22 protein-coding genes are annotated in these 18,665 nt (G+C 66.7%); 8 read left to right on the top strand and 14 right to left on the bottom strand.

The window, feature by feature from the left end; all coding sequences use genetic code 11:
- Positions 1–54: 54 nt before the first annotated feature.
- Genes D580_RS0101725 through rpmE form a run of 4 tightly spaced genes read right to left on the bottom strand, consistent with a single transcriptional unit; the run spans position 55 to position 3,264 of the window.
- A complete protein-coding gene (locus tag D580_RS0101725) occupies positions 55–1,284 on the bottom strand; it encodes a malic enzyme-like NAD(P)-binding protein (protein ID WP_018952713.1) in 1,230 nt (409 codons plus the stop codon).
- A gap of 47 nt (positions 1,285–1,331) precedes the next feature.
- A complete protein-coding gene (locus D580_RS0101720; protein WP_018952712.1) occupies positions 1,332–2,159 on the bottom strand; it encodes a M48 family metallopeptidase in 828 nt (275 codons plus the stop codon).
- Positions 2,160–2,214: 55 nt separating this feature from the next.
- Positions 2,215–3,033 carry a thermonuclease family protein gene (locus D580_RS0101715; RefSeq protein ID WP_018952711.1) on the bottom strand — a complete coding sequence of 273 codons (819 nt, stop codon included), beginning with the start codon at positions 3,031–3,033 and terminating at the stop codon, positions 2,215–2,217.
- 27 nt (positions 3,034–3,060) lie between these two features.
- Positions 3,061–3,264, bottom strand: coding sequence for a 50S ribosomal protein L31 (rpmE, locus tag D580_RS0101710; RefSeq protein WP_012639502.1), 204 nt, complete (start codon positions 3,262–3,264; stop codon positions 3,061–3,063).
- 423 nt (positions 3,265–3,687) lie between these two features.
- Here rpmE and rimO point away from each other — a divergent pair, with 423 nt between their 5' ends.
- On the top strand, positions 3,688–5,046 hold the full coding sequence (gene rimO / locus D580_RS0101705; protein WP_026289604.1) for a 30S ribosomal protein S12 methylthiotransferase RimO: 1,359 nt from the start codon (positions 3,688–3,690) through the stop codon (positions 5,044–5,046).
- Between the two features lie 54 nt (positions 5,047–5,100).
- Here the strand turns inward: rimO and D580_RS0101700 are convergent, their stop codons facing one another.
- Genes D580_RS0101700 through hemW form a run of 3 tightly spaced genes read right to left on the bottom strand, consistent with a single transcriptional unit; the run spans position 5,101 to position 6,682 of the window.
- Positions 5,101–5,340 carry a transcriptional antiterminator, Rof gene (locus tag D580_RS0101700; RefSeq protein WP_018952709.1) on the bottom strand — a complete coding sequence of 80 codons (240 nt, stop codon included), beginning with the start codon at positions 5,338–5,340 and terminating at the stop codon, positions 5,101–5,103.
- Between the two features lie 3 nt (positions 5,341–5,343).
- Positions 5,344–5,532: a CPXCG motif-containing cysteine-rich protein gene (locus D580_RS0101695; RefSeq protein ID WP_012639499.1), complete on the bottom strand. Its 189-nt coding sequence runs from the start codon at positions 5,530–5,532 to the stop codon at positions 5,344–5,346.
- On the bottom strand, positions 5,519–6,682 hold the full coding sequence (hemW, locus tag D580_RS0101690) for a radical SAM family heme chaperone HemW (protein WP_018952708.1): 1,164 nt from the start codon (positions 6,680–6,682) through the stop codon (positions 5,519–5,521). The genes D580_RS0101695 and hemW overlap by 14 nt, the downstream gene beginning before the upstream one ends.
- A gap of 221 nt (positions 6,683–6,903) precedes the next feature.
- Between hemW and D580_RS0101685 the strand changes: the two genes are divergently transcribed.
- Positions 6,904–7,884, top strand: a complete 981-nt coding sequence (locus tag D580_RS0101685; protein ID WP_018952707.1) for a hypothetical protein — start codon at positions 6,904–6,906, stop codon at positions 7,882–7,884.
- 235 nt (positions 7,885–8,119) lie between these two features.
- Here the strand turns inward: D580_RS0101685 and rdgB are convergent, their stop codons facing one another.
- Positions 8,120–8,710 (bottom strand): RdgB/HAM1 family non-canonical purine NTP pyrophosphatase, encoded by a 591-nt coding sequence (gene rdgB, locus D580_RS0101680; RefSeq protein WP_018952706.1) that lies wholly within the window; start codon positions 8,708–8,710, stop codon positions 8,120–8,122.
- Positions 8,711–8,912: 202 nt separating this feature from the next.
- A complete protein-coding gene (rph, locus tag D580_RS0101675; protein ID WP_018952705.1) occupies positions 8,913–9,632 on the bottom strand; it encodes a ribonuclease PH in 720 nt (239 codons plus the stop codon).
- Positions 9,633–9,786: 154 nt separating this feature from the next.
- Between rph and D580_RS0101670 the strand changes: the two genes are divergently transcribed.
- From D580_RS0101670 to D580_RS0101655, 4 genes are all read left to right on the top strand, one after another.
- Positions 9,787–10,653 carry a YicC/YloC family endoribonuclease gene (locus D580_RS0101670; protein ID WP_026289603.1) on the top strand — a complete coding sequence of 289 codons (867 nt, stop codon included), beginning with the start codon at positions 9,787–9,789 and terminating at the stop codon, positions 10,651–10,653.
- Positions 10,654–10,656: 3 nt separating this feature from the next.
- The gene (locus tag D580_RS0101665) at positions 10,657–10,875 is read left to right on the top strand and encodes a DUF2835 domain-containing protein (RefSeq protein ID WP_018952703.1); all 219 of its coding nucleotides are present in this window, start codon (positions 10,657–10,659) and stop codon (positions 10,873–10,875) included.
- A gap of 225 nt (positions 10,876–11,100) precedes the next feature.
- The gene (locus tag D580_RS0101660; RefSeq protein ID WP_026289602.1) at positions 11,101–11,532 is read left to right on the top strand and encodes an Hsp20/alpha crystallin family protein; all 432 of its coding nucleotides are present in this window, start codon (positions 11,101–11,103) and stop codon (positions 11,530–11,532) included.
- Positions 11,533–11,642: 110 nt separating this feature from the next.
- The gene (locus D580_RS0101655; protein ID WP_018952701.1) at positions 11,643–12,584 is read left to right on the top strand and encodes a DnaJ C-terminal domain-containing protein; all 942 of its coding nucleotides are present in this window, start codon (positions 11,643–11,645) and stop codon (positions 12,582–12,584) included.
- An 82-nt stretch (positions 12,585–12,666) separates the two neighbouring features.
- On the opposite strand, the gene D580_RS0101650 is transcribed toward D580_RS0101655, so the two are convergent.
- Together D580_RS0101650 and D580_RS0101645 are read right to left on the bottom strand one after the other, a co-directional pair.
- Positions 12,667–14,172, bottom strand: a complete 1,506-nt coding sequence (locus D580_RS0101650) for a methyl-accepting chemotaxis protein (protein WP_018952700.1) — start codon at positions 14,170–14,172, stop codon at positions 12,667–12,669.
- Between the two features lie 14 nt (positions 14,173–14,186).
- Complete coding sequence (locus tag D580_RS0101645) at positions 14,187–14,825, bottom strand: DUF6436 domain-containing protein (RefSeq protein WP_018952699.1); 639 nt, start codon at positions 14,823–14,825, stop codon at positions 14,187–14,189.
- 281 nt (positions 14,826–15,106) lie between these two features.
- Here D580_RS0101645 and D580_RS0101640 point away from each other — a divergent pair, with 281 nt between their 5' ends.
- Positions 15,107–16,489 (top strand): DegQ family serine endoprotease, encoded by a 1,383-nt coding sequence (locus D580_RS0101640; protein WP_018952698.1) that lies wholly within the window; start codon positions 15,107–15,109, stop codon positions 16,487–16,489.
- A gap of 248 nt (positions 16,490–16,737) precedes the next feature.
- On the opposite strand, the gene D580_RS0101635 is transcribed toward D580_RS0101640, so the two are convergent.
- Both D580_RS0101635 and moaD read right to left on the bottom strand, forming a co-directional pair.
- Complete coding sequence (locus tag D580_RS0101635; RefSeq protein WP_018952697.1) at positions 16,738–17,172, bottom strand: molybdenum cofactor biosynthesis protein MoaE; 435 nt, start codon at positions 17,170–17,172, stop codon at positions 16,738–16,740.
- Position 17,173: 1 nt separating this feature from the next.
- Positions 17,174–17,407 (bottom strand): molybdopterin converting factor subunit 1, encoded by a 234-nt coding sequence (gene moaD, locus D580_RS0101630; RefSeq protein ID WP_018952696.1) that lies wholly within the window; start codon positions 17,405–17,407, stop codon positions 17,174–17,176.
- A 54-nt stretch (positions 17,408–17,461) separates the two neighbouring features.
- On the opposite strand from moaD, the gene moaC reads away from it, so the two are divergent.
- Positions 17,462–17,947, top strand: a complete 486-nt coding sequence (moaC, locus tag D580_RS0101625; protein ID WP_012639485.1) for a cyclic pyranopterin monophosphate synthase MoaC — start codon at positions 17,462–17,464, stop codon at positions 17,945–17,947.
- Positions 17,948–18,134: 187 nt separating this feature from the next.
- Here moaC and D580_RS0101620 read toward each other — a convergent pair whose 3' ends face one another.
- Complete coding sequence (locus tag D580_RS0101620; protein WP_018952695.1) at positions 18,135–18,587, bottom strand: low molecular weight phosphatase family protein; 453 nt, start codon at positions 18,585–18,587, stop codon at positions 18,135–18,137.
- Positions 18,588–18,665 lie beyond the last annotated feature (78 nt).

The following is an 18,665-nucleotide window of genomic DNA, read 5'->3' as shown; positions in this document are numbered from 1 at the left end:
GATTTCAACACCTCCGTGCCTCCGTGTCTCCGTGAGAGGATCGGTATTTCTGGGCTAGGGGGTGATGCGCGCCACGCCGGTGTCCACTGCGGCACGGGCCACGGCGGGGGGCACCACCTCGATCAGGCGGCTGTCCAGGGGCTTGGGAATGATGTACTCGGGGCCGAATTCCAGGTGCTTGAGGCCGTAGGCGTCCAGCACCGACTTGGGCACCGGCTCCCGGGTCAGGCGCGCCAGGGCGTGCACCGCGGCGATCTGCATGGCCTCGTTGATGGTGCGCGCGCGCACGTCCAGGGCGCCCCGGAAGATGTAGGGGAAGCCCAGCACGTTGTTCACCTGGTTGGGGTAGTCGCTGCGCCCGGTGGCCATGATCAGGTCGGAGCGGGTCTTGTGGGCCAGCTCGGGCAGGATCTCCGGGTCCGGGTTGGAGAGGGCGAACACGATGGGCTTCTCGGCCATGGAGCGCAGCATGTCCGGGGTGAACAGGTCCGGGCCGGAGACACCTACGAACACGTCGGCGCCCGCGCAGGCATCGGCCAGGGTGCGCGCCTCGGTGTCGTTGGCGAAGATCAGCTTGTACTCGTTGAGGTCCTCGCGGCGGGTGTGGATCACGCCCTTGCGGTCCACCATGAAGATGTTCTGCTTGCGGGCCCCCAGGGCCAGCAGCAGGCGCATGGAGGCGATGCCGGCGGCGCCGGCGCCCAGGCACACGATGCGCGCCTCCTCCAGGCTCTTGCCCTGCAGTTCCAGGGCGTTGAGCAGGCCGGCGGCGGCGATGATGGCGGTGCCGTGCTGGTCGTCGTGGAACACCGGGATGTCCAGGCGCTCGGAGAGGCGGCGCTCGATCTCGAAGCAGTGGGGCGCGGCGATGTCTTCCAGGTTGATGCCGCCGAAGCCGCCGGCGATGCGCGCCACGGTGTTGATGAAGTCCTCGGGCTCGGGGGCGTTGACCTCGATGTCGAACACGTCGATGCCGGCGAAGCGCTTGAACAACACCGCCTTGCCCTCCATCACAGGCTTGCTGGCCAGGGCCCCCATGTTGCCCAGGCCGAGCACCGCGGTGCCGTCGGTGATCACCGCCACCAGGTTGCCCTTGGCGGTGTAGCGGTAGGCGTCCTCGGGGTTCTTGTGGATGCGGCGCACCGGTTCGGCCACGCCCGGGGTGTAGGCGAGGATCAGGTCGTCCTGGGTCTCGGTGGGCTTGGTGACGGTGATGCCGATCTTTCCGGCGGGAGCTGCTGCGTGGTAGTCGAGGGCGCGTTCGTTCAGGTTCTTCTTGGGCATGGTGTTTTGTTATCGGTTATCGGGTGTGGTGTGTCGGGTGTGAGGATTCACATGACCGGGTGGCTGGGCGGGGTGCCGGCACGGGCCTCCTCGTAGAGGGGCTGCATCTTCACCGCCAGTTCGCTCAGATAGCGAATACGGGCGTCTGAACTTGGGTGGGTGCTCAGGAACGCAGGCGGGCTGCCGTTGCCCATGGCAGCCATCTTCTGCCACAGGGTCACGGCGGCCTGGGGGTCATAACCGGCCCGGGCGGCCAGCTCGATGCCGATCACGTCGGCCTCGCGCTCCATCTGGCGGCTGTTGGGCAGCTGCACGGCCAGGGCCGCGGCCAGCACCGCGCCGGTCATGGCCACCTGGGAACGTTCGCCGGACAGGGCGAAGCCGGCCACCGCCAGGTTGGTGGCCAGTGCCACGGACATCTTCTCGGCGGTGTGCGCGGACAGGGCGTGGGCCACCTCGTGGGCGATCACCTGGGCCAGCTCGTCATCGGTGGCGTTGAGCTTGGTGATCATCCCGGTGTAGATGCCCATCTTGCCGCCGGCCATGGCGAAGGCGTTGGGTACGTCGTTGTCGATCACCTGCATCTCCCACTCCCAGTTGCGGGTCTCGGGACGGTAGGCGATGGCCTGGGCCACCACGCGGCCGGTGATGCGGTCGATGCGTGCCTTCACCGCCGGGTCGCTGTTGAGCCGGCCCTCCTCGCGGATGGGGGCGAGCATCTGGGCATAGGCCTGGCGGGAGGCGGAGATGGCCTGGCTTTCGGGGACCAGCATGAGCTGCTGGCGGCCGGTGACCGGGTTGGTGGCACAGCCGGCCATGAACAGACTGACCAGGCCCAGGAGGATCAGCAGGAGACTGAGGGTGCGCTTTGTCATGGCGGTGCTTCGTGATCAGGTGTGGGTGATCGGGGCGGCTGCCGTGTGCCGGGGCTCAGGATCCGTTCACGGCGAGGATCTCGAGGTCTGCCGCGTGTCGCAGGCGGATGCGCAGCTGGCCGCGATGATTATAGACGTAGCCGCGTCCCCGTACCCGCGCATCCATGAGGCTTGTGACATCCAGATCCGGGAAAAATTGCAGGTCTTCCCGGTCGATGCGCAGGGCCACGTCGCCTTCCAGGTTGATCCAGATCGCCCGGCTGCTTTCGCCGATGCGTGTCACGCGGCCTTCCACGCGCCGGAAGCCGGTGGCGTCCCGGGGCAGCTCCGAGGCCTCGAACAGGCTGTTGTGGCTCAGGGACCAGATACCCCGCTGGGCGATGCCGGCCTCCCGTTCCGCGTCCCGGTAACAGTCCAGGTTCCAGTCGTTGGGCGGGATGGTCAGGCGGGTGCCGAGGCCCTGCTGCAGCATCAGGGCGGTGATGCTCCGGCCGTCGGGTGTGTAGAGATGGGCGAGGGTGCGCTGGTAGCGGTCGTGGCGCTGCCGGTCGTGGACGACGAGCACCTGCTGACCGTGCTCGGCGAGCAGGTCCATGAGGGCCTGGCGGGCCTCCTCCGCATAGGGCTCAGCCTCGCGCCGCTCGTCCCGGTGGTGGAACTCCGGCGTGTCCAGGCCGATCAGGCGGATGCGCCGCCCGTCCACCAGCCTGACGGTGTCGCCGTCATAGACGAAGTCCACCCGCGCCTTCCCGTGGTCCTGGCCCGGGGGCAGGCAGCTCTCCGGCAGCTGGGCGAGGGCGGGGGTTGTCGCCAGCAGGAGCGCGGCGAACAGGACGGCAAAAAAAAGGGCGCACCGTGCGTGCGCCCCTTGCATGGTTCGAGCGAGAACCATGAGCGGGTATTACATGCCGTAGCGGCGACGGAACTTGTCCACCTGACCGGCGGTGTCCATGATCTTCTGCTTGCCGGTGAAGAACGGATGGCAGGCAGAGCACACTTCCACGTTGAGCTCCGAACCCTGGTAGGTGGAGCGGGTCTTGAAATTGTTGCCGCAGCTGCAGGTCACGGCGACTTCGTGGTAATCGGGATGAATATCGGGCTTCATGGAAGCGTCCTCAAAACCATGTCTGGCAAGGAAAAGAGGCGCAATATACTGAATCCGGACCCCGGGGGCAAGGGGTCAGGGCTTCACAGGACCGGTGCCGGGCACTATGCTGCGCTGCCCCAGAGTCATGCCCCCGCGTGCAGCTTGTCCGGGTAAGTGCTTGTCCCCCAAGCGCTTCAGGGGTTTTCCACAAAACCTGTGGATAACTTTGTGGAAGAAATGGGGTCAACAGGTCCCGGGGCTTGCCGGATCAGGGGGGCTGTTGGATCGGTTAAAAAATAGCCAATTATTTAAGTGTCTGAAATGCTTGCTTTATTAGCATTCCCTGCGCGGGGGCTGTCATCATTTTCATCAACCGGTCATCGGCCGAATTGTCTGCCCCATTGATGTGCATAAACGTCAGGATTTTGTCGAGGTCGGTGCATGAGCAAATCGTCTGAACAGGTGGCTTGCGGCGGGCGCGTGGGTTTCGTCAGCCTGGGCTGCCCCAAGGCCCTGGTGGATTCCGAGCGCATCCTCACCCAGTTGCGGGCCGAGGGCTACGGGATCTCGCCCAGCTACGAGGACGCCGACCTGGTGGTGGTCAACACCTGCGGCTTCATCGACGCGGCGGTGGAGGAGTCCCTGGAGGCCATCGGCGAGGCGCTCACCGAGAACGGCCGGGTGATCGTCACCGGCTGCCTGGGCGCCGAGGCGGACAAGGTGCGTGACGCCCACCCCGGGGTGCTGGCCATCACCGGTCCCCACGCCTACGAGGCGGTGATGGCCGAGGTGCACCGCCACCTGCCCCCGTCCCATGCCCCCTTCGAGAGCCTAGTGCCCCTGGGCGGCGTGAAGCTCACCCCGCGCCACTACGCCTACCTGAAGATCTCCGAGGGCTGCAATCACCGCTGTACCTTCTGCATCATCCCCCAGTTCCGGGGCGACCTGGTGAGCCGCCCGGTGGGCGAGGTGATGCAGGAGGCGGAGAACCTGGTGGCCGCCGGCGTGAAGGAACTGCTGATCGTCTCCCAGGACACCAGCGCCTACGGCGTGGACGTGAAATACCGCACCGGTTTCTGGCAGGGCCGGCCCCTGCGCACTCACATCCAGCAGCTGGCCGAGGCCCTGGGCAGCCTGGGGGTCTGGGTGCGCCTGCACTATGTCTACCCCTACCCCCACGTGGACCAGCTCATCCCGCTCATGGCCGAGGGCAAGCTGCTGCCCTACCTGGACGTGCCCCTGCAGCACGGCAGTCCCCGGGTGCTCAAGGCCATGCGCCGTCCCGCCGCCTCGGAGAAGGCCCTGGAGCGCATCCGTGCCTGGCGCGAGATCTGCCCCGACATCACCCTGCGCAGCACCTTCATCGTCGGCTTCCCCGGCGAGACCGAGGACGAATTCGAGGAACTGCTGGCGTTCATCAAGGAGGCGCAGCTGGACCGGGTGGGCTGTTTCGCCTACTCGCCGGTGGAGGGCGCCGCCGCCAACGCCCTGCCGGACCCGGTGCCGGAGGAGGTGAAGGCCGAGCGCCTGGAGCGCTTCATGGAGGTGCAGGCGGCCATCAGCGCCGACCGGCTCCAGTCCAAGGTGGGCCGGACGCTCACGGTGCTGGTGGACGGCGAGGACGAGGACGGTGCGATCATCGCCCGTTCCAGCGCCGATGCGCCGGAGATCGACGGCGTGGTGGTGATCGAGGACGGCGAGGGGCTCGAGGCCGGACAGTTCGTGGACGTGGAGATCACGGCGGCGTCAGAACACGACCTGTTCGGCAAGCGGAAGGGCGAAGTAGGAATTGGGAAGTAGGAAGTGTGAACTGCGAAGCGCGAAGTTAAGGGCTTTTCATTCGTACTTCCCAATTCACATTTCTTCCTTCATAACGATCCGATCCAGGCGCAACACCCGCCGCTGTCCCAGCTGATTGCGGGCGATCATGAATTCCGCGTGCCGGCGGGTGCGCAGATCCGTGGGCCTGAGGGTCTCCACCCGGTCCATGCCGTAGCGGTCCTTCCATCTCACCTTCAGGGTCCGGCCACGCATGATGGCCAGTTCGTATTCGCTGTAGAGCTCGCAGGAGATCGGGGTGTAATCCGACGTCATCGTTCAGTCGTTCTCGCGACGGGCGTGGATGGCGATGCCACCGCCGTCCACGGTGGCGGTGATCAGGATGGGGGCGCAGCAGGTCTGGCAGTCTTCCACGTAGCTGGCGGGCAGGGTGGTGAGGTCCACCTCGGTGTCGAAGCCCGCGCCGCAGTGGGGGCAGATCAGGCTGACGAACTCAAGGGGCTGCATCGCCGTCGGGCAGGAACAGGGCCTGCAGGTCGTTGAGGAAACGCCGGCCCAGTTCGGTGGGTTCCAGGCGTTCGGGGTCAGCGGTGAGCAGGCCCCGTGCCACGGCCTCGCCGCGCATGGGCTCCAGGGCCTCGGGGGAGAGCCCGGTGCGCTCGGTGAACAGCGCCAGGGGCACGCCCTGGTTGAGCCGCATGGCATTGAGCATGAATTCGAACACCGTCTCCTCCCGTGTGAGGGTGTGTTCGCCGCTGGCGGCCTCGCCCGAGCGGGCCGTCTCCATGTACTGCCGGGGCTGGCGGTGTTTCCAGCGCCGCAGGATGCGGCCTTCCGCCGGCAGCGAGATCTTGCCGTGGGCCCCGGCGCCGATCCCCAGGTAGTCGCCGAACTCCCAGTAGTTGAGGTTGTGGCGGCAGGGGCGGCCGGCGCGGGCGTAGGCGGAGACCTCGTACTGAGTATAGCCGGCCTCGGCCAGATGCGCCTGACCGGCCGTGTGCATGTCCCAGAGGGTGTCCTCCTCGGGCAGCACGGGGGGGTGGGCGGCGAAGCGGGTGTTGGGCTCCAGGGTGAGCTGGTACCAGGACAGGTGCTCCGGACCCAGGGCCAGGCCCTCGGCGAGGTCCTTGAGCGCGCCGGCCACGGTCTGCCCCGGCAGGCCGAACATCAGGTCGATGTTGATGTTCTCAAAGCCCGCCGAGCGGGCCGCCTCAAAGGCCGCCCGCGCCTCCCGGGCGCCGTGGATGCGCCCCAGCTGCCTGAGCTGGTCGTCATCGAAGCTCTGCACGCCGATGGACAGCCGGTTGACCCCCGCCTCCCGGTAACCCCGGAACCGGCCCGCGTCCGTGGTGCCCGGGTTCGCCTCCAGAGTCACCTCCATGTCCGGCCGCCAGGGCAGGCGCGCACGCAGTGCCGAGAACAAGTGGTCCAGGGCCTCCGGCGAGAACAGGCTCGGCGTGCCGCCCCCCAGGAACACCGACTCCAGGCGCCGCCCCCAGACCCGGGGCAGCTCAGATTCCAGGTCCGCCAGCAGGGCATCCACGTAGGCCGCCTCGGGCACCGCCTCCCGGGCCTCATGGGAGTTGAAGTCGCAGTAGGGGCACTTGCGCACGCACCAGGGGAGGTGGATGTAGAGGCTCAGGGGGGGCAGGAGCATGGGGCGGGAAGGGGAGGTTGGGAATGGAAGTGCGAAGTGTGAATGGGGAAGTGGGAAGTTGAAAGCCCTTCTGACAGGGCCCGCAGGTCGGCCTTCAGGCCGACGCCGCTGTTCATCGGAGCCTGGTTCGTCGGCCTGAAGGCCGACCTACGTTCGGATTCAAGGTTTGCGGTTGTCGGCCGATATTCTGGTTCAGGTATCCCCTACGCAGGACCCGAAACATGCTTGCCGCCCTTACCAATGCGCCGCTGCGCGCCACCCCGGCCATCCCCGCCCAGCCCAACGGTCCCGGTCAGCGGGCCACCCCGGCCGTCCCGGCGGTGCCGCCGGGACGGGTGCCCGCCGAGCCGCCCGAGGCGGAACAGGTGCGGGTGCTGGAAGAGGTCAAGGCGCGCCTGGAGCAGGACACGGACTTCCAGATCATCAAGCGCACCTTCCGCATCGGTGACGACGACAAGGCCCCGGCCGAGGCGTCGAAGCAGGCGGCAGGCAATATCGAACCCGTGGTCGAGTCCGCTCCGCCGGCCCAGGGTGCTGCGGTCCAGGGTACGGCGGGCCTGGAGCTGGACATGCGTTTCGAGCGCACCACCTTCATCAGCGTGGAGGTGGAGGGCAATGCCGTCACCGGCGAGTTCCGCATCCGTTTCGAGGCCTTCCGCCAGGAGAGTTTCAGTGTCAGCCTGAACATCCAGGACCAGCCCCAGCGGGCCGACCCCCTGGTGCTGGACCTGGGCGGCGAGGGCGTGACGACCACCGGGGTGGATGAGGGCGTGGCCTTCGACATCACCGGCGATGGCCGCAAGGAGCAGGTGAGCTTCGTGTCGGGCAATTCCTGGTTCCTGGCCCTGGACCGCAACGGCAACGGGGTGATCGACGACGGGCGTGAACTCTTCGGTGACCAGCACGGTGCCGCCAACGGCTTCGACGAACTGGCCCGTTTCGACAGCAACGGCGACGGCGTCATCGACGCCCGTGACGAGGTGTTCGACCGGCTGCGCCTGTTCCGCATGGACGCCGACGGCACACAGCACCTGAAGTCCCTGGAGACCGCGGGCGTGAGCGCCATCCATCTCGCCTACGTCAACACCGAGAAGGCGCTCAACGAGGATGACCTCATCGCCCAGGTGGGCCGCTTCGAGCGCGCCGACGGCAGCACCGGTCAGGCGGTGGATGTGCTGCTGGGGTATCGGGCGCTGGCCTGAGCTGGCGGGGTAAAGTCAAAGGCTGTTCTCTCGCGGAGGCGCGGAGACGCGGGGAAAATCTTGTAGAAAAAACCCCGTGCCCCCGTGTCTCCGTGAGAGGATCGGGTTTTTGTTTGAGCAGATTCGTTGGAAAAAACCAGATCTCTCGCAAAGCCGCAAAGACGCCAAGAAAACCCATTCAATCATCTTTTCCCCGCGTCTCTGCGCCTCTGCGAGAGAAACGGTTTTGGTCTTTTCAGCGCCCCTGAAGCCGCTCCAGCAGGATCCGAAGCGCCTGCCCGCGATGGCTGCGGCGGTTTTTTTCCGCCGGGCTGATCTCGGCGGCGGTGAGTTCCAGTTCGGGGATCTCGAAGATGGGGTCGTAGCCGTGGCCGCCCGGGCCCCGAGCCTCGCTGGCGATGCGGCCCTCCCAGTTGCCCTCGGCGATCACCGGCGAGGGGTCGTCGGCGTGGCGCAGGTAGACCATCACGCAGCGAAACCGCGCCGTGCGCTGGGAAGGCTCCACGTGTTCCAGGGCCTTGAGCAGCTTGCGGTTGTTGGCCTCGGCGTCGCCGCCGGGGCCGGCGTAGCGGGCGGAGTAGATGCCGGGGGCGCCGTTGAGGGCGTCCACCTCGATGCCCGAGTCGTCGGCAATGGCGGGCAGGCCGGTGTGGGCGGCGGCGTTGCGCGCCTTGAGGATGGCGTTCTCGACGAAGCTCAGCCCGTTCTCCTCGGCCTCGGGCACACCGAAGTCCGACTGGGGCAGGATGGTGATGCCGGTGCCGGCGAGCAATTCCGACAGCTCCCGCACCTTGCCCGCGTTACCGGTGGCCAGCACGATCTTCATGGTTGTATGCCTTTTGCAGTGACTTGCCGCAGGGGCGCAGAGAAAATCAAAGGATCGGACAGGATTAACATGATTGACATGATGAAAAATCAGTCATCAAAAGAAGTGCTTTAAATCCTGTGAATCATGTTCATCCTGTCAATGAACTTTGATCTTTCTTCGCCTCCGCGCCTCTGCGGCATTCAGTTCAGTTCAAGTCAGTTCAGTCCTGTTCCAGCGCCGCGCGCTGGGCGGCGATGATGTCCTGGATGCCGCTCTGGGCCAGCGCCAGCATGCTGTTGAGTTCGTCCATGCGGAAGGCGTGGCCCTCGGCGGTGCCCTGCACCTCGATGAAGGCGTTGGCGTCGTTCATCACCACGTTCATGTCGGTCTCTGCGTTGGAATCCTCGGCGTAGTCCAGGTCCAGCACCGGCACGCCCTGGTAGATGCCCACGGACACCGACGCGACGGCGCCGAACAGGGGGTTGCGCTTGAGCTTGCCCTGTTTCATCAGGTGGGTGATGGCGTCGTGCAGGGCCACGTAGCCGCCGCTGATGGAGGCGGTGCGCGTGCCGCCATCGGCCTGCAGCACGTCGCAGTCGACGGTGATCTGGCGTTCGCCCAGGCCTTCAAGGTCCACGGCGGCGCGCAGGGAGCGGCCGATCAGGCGCTGGATCTCCTGGGTGCGCCCGCCCTGCTTGCCGCGGGCGGCCTCGCGGGCCATGCGCTCGTGGGTGGAGCGGGGCAGCATGCCGTATTCGGCGGTCACCCAGCCGCTGCCCTTGTTGCGCAGCCAGGGCGGCGTGCGGTCATCCACGCTGGCGGTGCACAGCACCCGGGTATCGCCGAACTCCACCAGCACCGAGCCTTCGGCGTGCTTGGTGAACCGGCGGGTGAAGCGGATTTCGCGCAGTTGGTCGGGCTGGCGGCCACTGGGTCGCATGGGTAACTCCTTGGGGGCGTGCGGGGGGCGGATTATAGCCTAAGTGGCAAGTGGCTAGTCTCAAGTGGCAAGGGAAACCCCTTGCGTGGTTGTCTGGGGCTTTATACTTGCCACTTGCCACTTGCCACTTGCCACTTGTCCGAAGGATCTCTCCATGATTCATAGCATGACCGGCTTCTCCCGCGCCGAAGCGGAAACCCCCAACGGCACCCTTGCATGGGAGATGAAGAGCGTGAATCACCGTTACCTGGAGGTGAGCCTGCGGCTGCCGGAGGCCTTCCGGGCCCTGGAGAACGCGGTGCGCGAGCGGGTGCAGGCCCGGCTGGGGCGGGGCAAGGTGGAGGTGTCCCTGCGTCACCAGGCACCCGCCGGCGGCGAGGCGGGGCTGGAGGTGAACGAACCCCTGGCGAAAAGGCTCATCGAGGTGTGCGGGCAGGTGGAGCACTGGGTCATGAACCCGGCACGCATCACGGCCCTGGAGATCCTGCGCTGGCCGGGGGTGGTGCGCGAACCGGCCCCGGATCTGGAGTCCCTGCACGGCGAGGCCATGACGCTGCTGGATGCCGCCCTGGACGAACTGGCCGCCACTCGGGCCCGGGAAGGGGCTCGCCTGCGCGAGACCCTGGAGACCCGCTGCAAGGCGATCTCGGAACTGGTGGCCCAGGTGCGCGAGCGCCGGCCAAAGGTGGTGGAGGCCCTGCGCGAGAAATGGCGCGCGCGCATCGCCGACCTGGGCGTGGACATGGAGCCGGGCCGCCTGGAGCAGGAGCTGGCCCTGCAGGCCCAGCGCCTGGACGTGGACGAGGAGCTGGACCGTCTGGACGGACACCTGAAAGAAGTGGCCCTGATCCTCGAGCGCGACGAGCCGGTGGGCCGGCGTCTGGACTTCCTCATGCAGGAGTTCAACCGCGAGGCCAACACCCTGGGCTCCAAGTCCAGCGACATGGAGACCACCAAGGCGGCGGTGGAACTGAAGGTGCTCATCGAGCAGATGCGCGAGCAGGTGCAGAACGTGGAGTGAGCCGTGCCCCGCTACTACTTCGACCTGAAGATCAGCCGCGATGAATACCTGCGTTACTACCAGGGCGCAGCGACGGCGGTGCGCGTCGTGGACCGCGAGGGTCGCGGCGTGCGCTTCCCCGCCTCGGCGTTGCGCGGTCACGTGACGCCCACGGGCATCAGCGGCAGTTTCTGCCTGGTCACCGACGAGAACCACAAGCTCCTGCGCCTGGAGCGACTCTAGCAGGCTGTTGTTCGCCGTCCCCGCGCATCATCCCCCCGCCTCTCCAGCGCTGGTCTATAAAGACTGATCTGGATCAAGGACGACCTGTCCCCGCGGTCCTATCTTTCGAGCGTGCGACGCGCTTGAAATCTTCTCGCCCGACCCCATCGTCGAGAACAACAGCGAACCACTGATGAACAACCCCCGGTGTCGCCGTGGCGGCCCGGACGTATAGGAGGTCATATCATGGCAATGATGCGTTACGAACCCTGGAGCCTGCTCAACCAGCTGACCCGCGAACTGGATCGCCTGTACCCGGGCGCCGAGGCGGGCGAGTCCGCCGCCACCAGCGACTGGACCCCGGCGGTGGACATCCGCGAGGACAAGGATGCCTACGTGATCCACGCGGACATCCCCGGCGTGGACCCGAAGGACATCGAGGTGAACATGGAGAACGGCGTGCTCACCATCCGCGGCGAGCGCAAGTCCGAGACCAAGGAAGAGCGCGAGAACTACAAGCGCGTGGAGCGGGTACGCGGCACCTTCTACCGCCGCTTCACCCTGCCGGACACCGCGGATGCGGAGAAGATCAGCGCCAAGAGCGTCAACGGTGTGCTGGAGGTGCGCATTCCCAAGCAGGAAACCGTGCAGCCCCGGCGCATCTCCGTGGAGGGCTGATCTCGCCTGAGTCGGTTCCCGTCCCGGTGTTCGTGCCGGGACGGAGCCCATGTTCATGATTGCGCCGCGTTCCCACGCGGCGCAATCGTTTGCGCTATCGTAGACGGATCATGGAATACAAAGATTATTACAAGCTGTTGGGTGTCTCCCGGACCGCGACCCAGGACGAGATCAAGAAGTCCTATCGCAAGCTGGCGCGCAAGTACCACCCGGACGTGAGCAAGGAACCCAACGCCGAGGAGCGCTTCAAGGAGATCAACGAGGCCTACGAGGTGCTGGGTGACGCGGACAAGCGCCGTGCCTACGACGACCTGGGCGCCAACTGGAAGTCGGGTCAGGACTTTCGTCCGCCGCCGGGCTGGGAGGACATCTTCTCCGGCGGCTTCCGCGGCGCGGGCCCTGGCGCCGGTCGCGCGGGGCCGGGGTTCGGTGGCGACGAGGCCGGCTTCTCCGATTTCTTCGAGACCCTGTTCGGCGGCGGTGCGCGCCGTGCCGGTGGGCGTCGTCCCGGGGGTGGTTTCCAGGCCCGGGGCGCGGACCAGACCGCGCGCATCGAGATCACCCTGGAGCAGGCCGCCCACGGCGGCTCCATGCCGGTGCAGCTGGGCAATGGCCGCAAGCTCCAGGTGAAGATCCCGGCCGGCGTGACCGAGGGCCAGCGCATCCGCCTGGCGGGGCAGGGCGGTCCCGGCGCCGGAGGCGGTCCCTCGGGGGACCTGTTCCTGGAGGTGGCCATCCGTCCCCATCCCTGGTTCCGTGTGGAGGGCCGTGACCTGCACCTGGACCTGCCGGTGACCCCCTGGGAGGCGGCCCTGGGCGCCACGGTCAACGTGCCCACCCTGGGCGGTCGCGTGGAATTGAAGATCCCGCCGGGTTCCCAGTCGGGCCGGCGCCTGCGTCTGAAGGGCAAGGGCTTGGCCGGCAAGCCACCCGGTGACCAGTATGTGATCCTGCAGATCCACACCCCGCCGGCCAGCAGCGAGGCGGCGCGCAAGTTCTACGAGCGCATGGCGAAGGAGATGCCCTTCGATCCCAGGGCGCATCTGGGGTGAAGGCGATTCAAAATTCAAGATTCAAAATTCAAAGGGAACCTGGACGCGAATCTCCTTTGAATTTTGAATCTTGAATTTTGAATTACTCAGTCTTGAACTGCCCCATGCGTTTTTCCAGTTCCCGGCTCAGGCCCAGCAGGAGTTCCACGGCGCGACGGCTCTCGGCGGCCTGGTTCGCGGCGCTCAGAGAGGCCTCGCTCACCTGATTGACGTTCTCGGCGATCGCCTCGGTGACCCGGGTCTGCTGCTGGGCGGCGCTGGCGATCTGCATGTTCATGTCGTTGATGTGGCCGATGGCGTCGGCGATGGCGCGCAGGGCCTGACCCGCCTGACCGATGCGCGTGACCCCCTGTTCCGCCTGGTCGCGGGCCTGCCGACTGGTCTGGGCGGCCTGCTGTGCGCCACCCTGGAGCTGCTCTATGATGGCGCGGATCTCCTGCGTGGAATCCTGGGTGCGCGAGGCCAGGGTGCGCACCTCGTCGGCCACCACTGCGAAACCCCGGCCCTGTTCACCGGCGCGCGCGGCCTCGATGGCGGCGTTCAGCGCCAGCAGGTTGGTCTGCTCGGCGATGGACTGGATCACCTCCAGCACGCCGCCCACCTTGTCGCTCTGCTGTTCCAGTTGGTCGATCACCCGGGCCGAGGTCTCCACCTGGCGCGCCAGTTCGTTGATCACCGCCACGGTGCGCTCGATCTCCTCGCGGCCTGAGCGGGCCTGCGTGTCCGCCTCGCGGGTGGCGGCGGCGGCCTCCTGGGCGTTGTGCGCCACTTCCCGTGCGCTGGCCTCCATCTCGGTGACGGCCGAGGCGATCTGCTGGGTCTCGGCCTGCTGGTCCCGGGCGGCCCGGTCCGTGCGCTCCGCCGCCTGGGCCAGGCCCTGGGCGGTCTCGGAAAGTTCGTGGCTGCTGGAGCGGGTCAGGCGGATGGCGTCGTGCAGGGCCGCCACGTAGTCGTTCAGCCCACGGGCCAGCGGACTGCGTGCCGCCGGGTTGCGGAAGGTCAGGTCGACCATGCCGTTATCCACACGCATGTGTCCACCCATCAGGTGCAGTTCCTCCGACTGCACCGCCTCGCGTCTGAGCAGCACCGCCATGTACACCAGCAGGGCGGTCTCGAACACCACGAATCCTGCGTGGATGAACACGATGTCCAGGCCGGTGCGCCATTCGAATATGTACACGCCCAGGTTTGCCTCCTGCATCCAGTTGAAGGCCAGGTGGTGCACGGCGATCACCGCCGCCGCGGTCACCAGGGGCAGCCAGTCACGGTAGTAGAGCAGGAAGGCCAGTAGCACGAAGATGGCGAAGTGCATCTCGATCATGCCCCGGCTCTGGTGAATGATCAGCGCCGAGAACACCATCAGCGCCGTGGCGTTGACCAGGCGGTTGAGCAGGCTGCCCGGGGTCAGCCACAGCAGGGCGGTGGGCACCAGGGCGGCGGGCAGTCCGATGACCAGGGCCGCGGTCCAGGTGCTGTGCCATCCGGCCAGGGCCAGGGCGAGTGCCAGCAGGAACCAGCACACGGCGACCATGATGAGATCGCCGTGGCGGTGCAGGTTGTGGAGGCTGAAGCTTTCGGTGGCGGACATGGGTCTCTCCGGAGTCAGGTGCGACGGTGCGTCTCGGGCCAGGCACAGAAACAGGCGGTATCGAGCAGGTTGAGGCGGCGCGGGTCTTCGCCCCGCTGCAGATCGAGCAAGGTGTCGGCCACCGGGCCGTCGGCCGCGGGCCGACAGCTGGTGCTGGCGCGATAGGGGCCCAGATACGCGAGGCTGCCCTCCGGCGACAGGACTGCGGCCAGTGGGCTCGCCGGCGGGGCCGTGTCCGGATCGGCAACCGTCACCTGCAGGCCGTCGATGCGCCGGAAATGCCTCAGGGCCCGTTCGAGGCTCCCCTCGTCCGGCACCACCACAGTGATCCGGGTGTCCTGTGCGGGTTCGGCGGCGAGGATGCGGTGCAGGTGATCACTGCTGGCCTGACTGCAGGCGCAGGCGGGGTCCCAGAAGTGCACCAGATGAATGCCTTCTTGAACCGAGTCTTTATGCAGTTGCCGGGTCAGGGCATCCACCCGGGCCTCATCCAAGCTGGCCAGCGCGGCATGAACAGGCGGGCTGCCCGGACCCTGCTCAAACCACCAGAAGGCCACGGCGGTGCCCGCCAGCCAGGGCAGCACGAGGGCCAGGGCGGCCATCTGGCGCCAGCGATGCGGGCGCTGGGGGTTGGCATGTGTCATGGGGGCCATGGGGTGATGTCAGCCGGTTTGTGCTTGTTGTCGGCCAGTGCCCGGAGTTCTTGACCGGTTTTTCGGTTCGACCCGACGAACGGCATGCGGTTCAGGGGAGTGACATGGAGATCTTTCATTCCGTATCGCCCTGAGTTATTTCCTCTCCAAGGAGATGGAGCAGACCCGCCGGGAGCGCAGCGAGTTGCAGAACGAAAGCAAGCGGTGAACTTCCGCCGCCGCAGGGCAGTCACAGGGGCATTCGGTGGTATCAACCGCGAGTCATCGACTGGTGAGGTCCCATGTATCACGTGCATTTCAAACTTCGAAACACCCTGACCGTTTTCCTCTGCCTCCTGCTGCTGGCCATGGCGCCCATGGCCTCGGCCACCCTGCCGGTGGAGGTGGACGGCGAGCCACTGCCTTCGCTCGCCCCCATGCTGGATCGTACCATCCCCGCGGTGGTGAACATCGCTACCCGCGGGCGCGTGGTGGAGCGCAATCCGCTCATGGAGGACCCCTTCTTCCGGCGCTTCTTCGACCTGCCCCAGCAGCCCCGTGAGCGCCAGACCCAGGGACTTGGCTCCGGCGTGATCCTGGACGCGGAGCAGGGCTACATCATCACCAACTTCCACGTCATCCAGCGGGCCGACGAGATCGTGGTCACCCTGCACGACGGCCGGCGTCTGGACGCCGAGGTGGTGGGCACCGACCCGGCCACGGACCTGGCGGTACTCAAGGTGCAGGGTGACAGCCTCACCGCGGTGAAGGTGGCCGATTCCGACGCCCTGCGGGTGGGCGATTTCGTGGTGGCCATCGGCAACCCCTTCGGTCTGGGTCAGACGGTGACCTCCGGGATCGTGAGCGCCCTGGGGCGCAGCGGTCTCGGCATCGAGTCCTACGAGGACTTCATCCAGACGGACGCCTCCATTAACCCCGGCAACTCCGGCGGCGCCCTGGTGAACCTGCGCGGCGAGCTGGTGGGCATCAATACCGCCATTCTGACCCCGGCGGGCGGCAATATCGGCATCGGCTTTGCCATCCCCGTGAACATGGCCCTGCAGGTCAAGGAGCACCTGGTGGCGCACGGCGAGGTGCGGCGCGGCCGCCTGGGTGTGACGGTGCAGGATCTGACTCCGGAGCTGGCCCAGGCCTTCGGCATCTCCCAGACCCAGGGCGCGGTGATCGCCCAGGTGGAGCCCGGTTCCGCCGCCGAGCGCGCCGGGCTCAAGGAGGGCGACGTGGTGCTGCGGGTCAACGAGCGCCGGGTGCGCAATGCCACGGAGCTGCGCAATGCCATCGGCCTGCTGCGGGTGGGCAGCGAGGTGAAGCTGGAGGTGGTGCGCGACAACCGCCGCCGCACCCTCACCGCCGTGGTGGCGGAGATCCGCGCCGCCACCACCGAGGGCGCGCAGTTCAGCCGTCGCCTGGAGGGTGCGAGTTTCAGCGACATCACCGAGGCCTCGCCCCTGCACGGCCGCGTGCAGGGGGTCCTGGTGACCGGTGTGCAAAGCGGCAGTCCCGCCGCGCGCGCGGGTCTTCGGGAGGGGGATGTGATCCTGTCGGTCAACCGTCAGCCGGTGAGCAATCTGGAGGAGATGCGCCGCGCCGTGGGCAGCAATGGCCAGCGCTTGCTGCTGAACATCCGGCGGGACGAGGGGGCGTTCTTTCTGATACTGCAATGAGGGAAGTCGGAAGTGTGAATTGGGAAGTCGGAATTGAAAGACCCTTAACCCGAATGTTTCATGAATTGCGCACGCCCTCGCTTGTCTCTTGTCCGCACAGGGGATTTTCCTCAGTCGGCCGTATAGCCCGATACGGCGCTCCCTCGGAAAATCCCCTGTGCGGCCAATATCCTGCGCGATCATCGCGCGAATTCATGAAACATTCGGGTTAACTTCGCACTTCCCAATTCCAACTTCCCACTTGATTTTCACCCTTCCGTGTTCTTCTCCACCCAGCGCACCTGCCCGTCCTTGAGGGTCTCGCGCTTCCAGAACGGGGCGCGGTGCTTGAGCTCTTCCATCAGGTAACGGCAGGCCTCGAAGGCGGCCTTGCGGTGCGCGGACCAGACGGCGGTGAGCACGATGGGATCGCCCGGCTCGATGGGGCCGACCCGGTGGGCGATCAGGCAGTCGTCCAGGGGCCAGCGGCTGCGGGCCTCGGCGACGATGCCTTCCAGGTGCTTCTCGGTCATGCCCGGATAGTGCTCCAGGGTCATGCCGCGCACGTCGTCGCCCTCGTTGAAATCCCGCATGGTGCCCACGAACACGGCGGTGGCGCCGAAGCTGCCGGCGGGCAGCTGGGCCTGGTGGGCCGCCAGGCGGGCCCAGGGGTCGAAGGGTTCGGGGTGTAGCGAGACGCTCATCTCAGCCGCCCGTGACCGGTGGGAAGAAGGCCACCTCGTCGCCGTCGCGCACCGGGTGATCCGCATCGGCGTATTCCTGGTTGATGGCGATCAGCACCCGGTCGGGCATGGCTTGCTCGGGCACGGCCCGGGCCCAGATGCCGCCGGCGGTGTCGTTGCCGTCGGCATCCAGTTGATCCTCGGCGCGGCCGACGCGCTCGCGCAGGCTGGCAAAGTAACGCACGGTGATGGACATGGTTTAGGCTTACACTCTCGAAAGCTTGAATAACCAACCGGAAGTATACCCGCTATGAGCACGCTGACCCACTTCAACGCCAAGGGCGAGGCCCACATGGTGGACGTGGGCGACAAGTCCGTCACCCACCGGGTGGCCGTCGCCGAGGGCCACATCACCATGGAGCCGGAGACCCTGGCCCTGATCCGTTCCGGGACCCACAAGAAGGGGGACGTGCTGGGTATCGCCCGGGTGGCCGGCATCATGGCCTCCAAGAAGACCTCCGAGCTGGTGCCCCTGTGCCACCCCATCTCCCTGACCCACGTGGAGGTGGAGCTCTCCACGGCGGATTCGCCCCCCTCGGTGCACTGTCGCGTCACCGCCGAGACCCGCGGCCAGACCGGCGTGGAGATGGAGGCGCTGACCGCCGTGCAGGTGGCCCTGCTGACGGTCTACGACATGTGCAAGGCGGTGGACCGGTTCATGACCATGGGCGGCGTGCGCCTGGTGCACAAGTCCGGCGGCAAGTCGGGTACGTGGGATTTGAAAGGCAGTGGCTAGTGGCAAGTCTCAAGTGGCAAGGAAGATCAAAAAGTTTAACCCCCTCTCCCTCAGGGACAAATCCGCCGGGAGCGGATTTGAACAGCCGCCAGGCTGGCCCGAAGGGTGGAGGGCAGGACGCCCGGAATAGAGGGTTGGGGTGAGGGTGGTCTCCCTTGCCACTTGAGACTTGCCACTAGCCACTGATTTACCGGTGCATCAGCTTGATGGACGTGGCCAGCTGATGGACCCGGCGCTTGATCTCGTCCCGGGTGCGCAGGTATGGCTTGCTGTCCTCGCTGCCGGCGGCCTGGCGCTCGGGGCTGTCGATGGGCCAGTTCTTGTGCACGAAGCTGTCCCGCTCCGGTAGGCGGATACGCTGCACATCGGCGCACAGGGTTACCACCAGGTCAGCCCATGCCAGCAGGTCCTCGTCCAGGCGCCGGGCGTCGAGCCCATCTGTCTTCAGGCCGTCTTGTTTGAGCGCCTCGACGGTGCGCGGATCCAGGCTGCTCATGTCCATGCCGGCGGCACGTACCTCCACCACATCGCCGAGCAGCCGCTTGCCATAGGCCTCTGCCATGGGCGTGCGTGCCGAGGTGGCCTGGCTGACGAACAGGATGTGGGGCTTGCGTCTCAGATTGGCTTTGCCGGTGGCCATGGGGCAGGGTCTCGTCGATGCGCTGGGTGTCAGCCCATTGTATACACGGGACGCGCGCTCATGACAGGTTGTCGCCTC

Source organism: Thioalkalivibrio sulfidiphilus, assembly GCF_000377945.1.
GTDB lineage: Bacteria > Pseudomonadota > Gammaproteobacteria > Ectothiorhodospirales > Ectothiorhodospiraceae > Thioalkalivibrio_A > Thioalkalivibrio_A sulfidiphilus_A.
The sequence above is the reverse complement of the archived record's forward strand: the minus strand, read 5'-3'. Positions and strand labels throughout refer to the sequence as shown.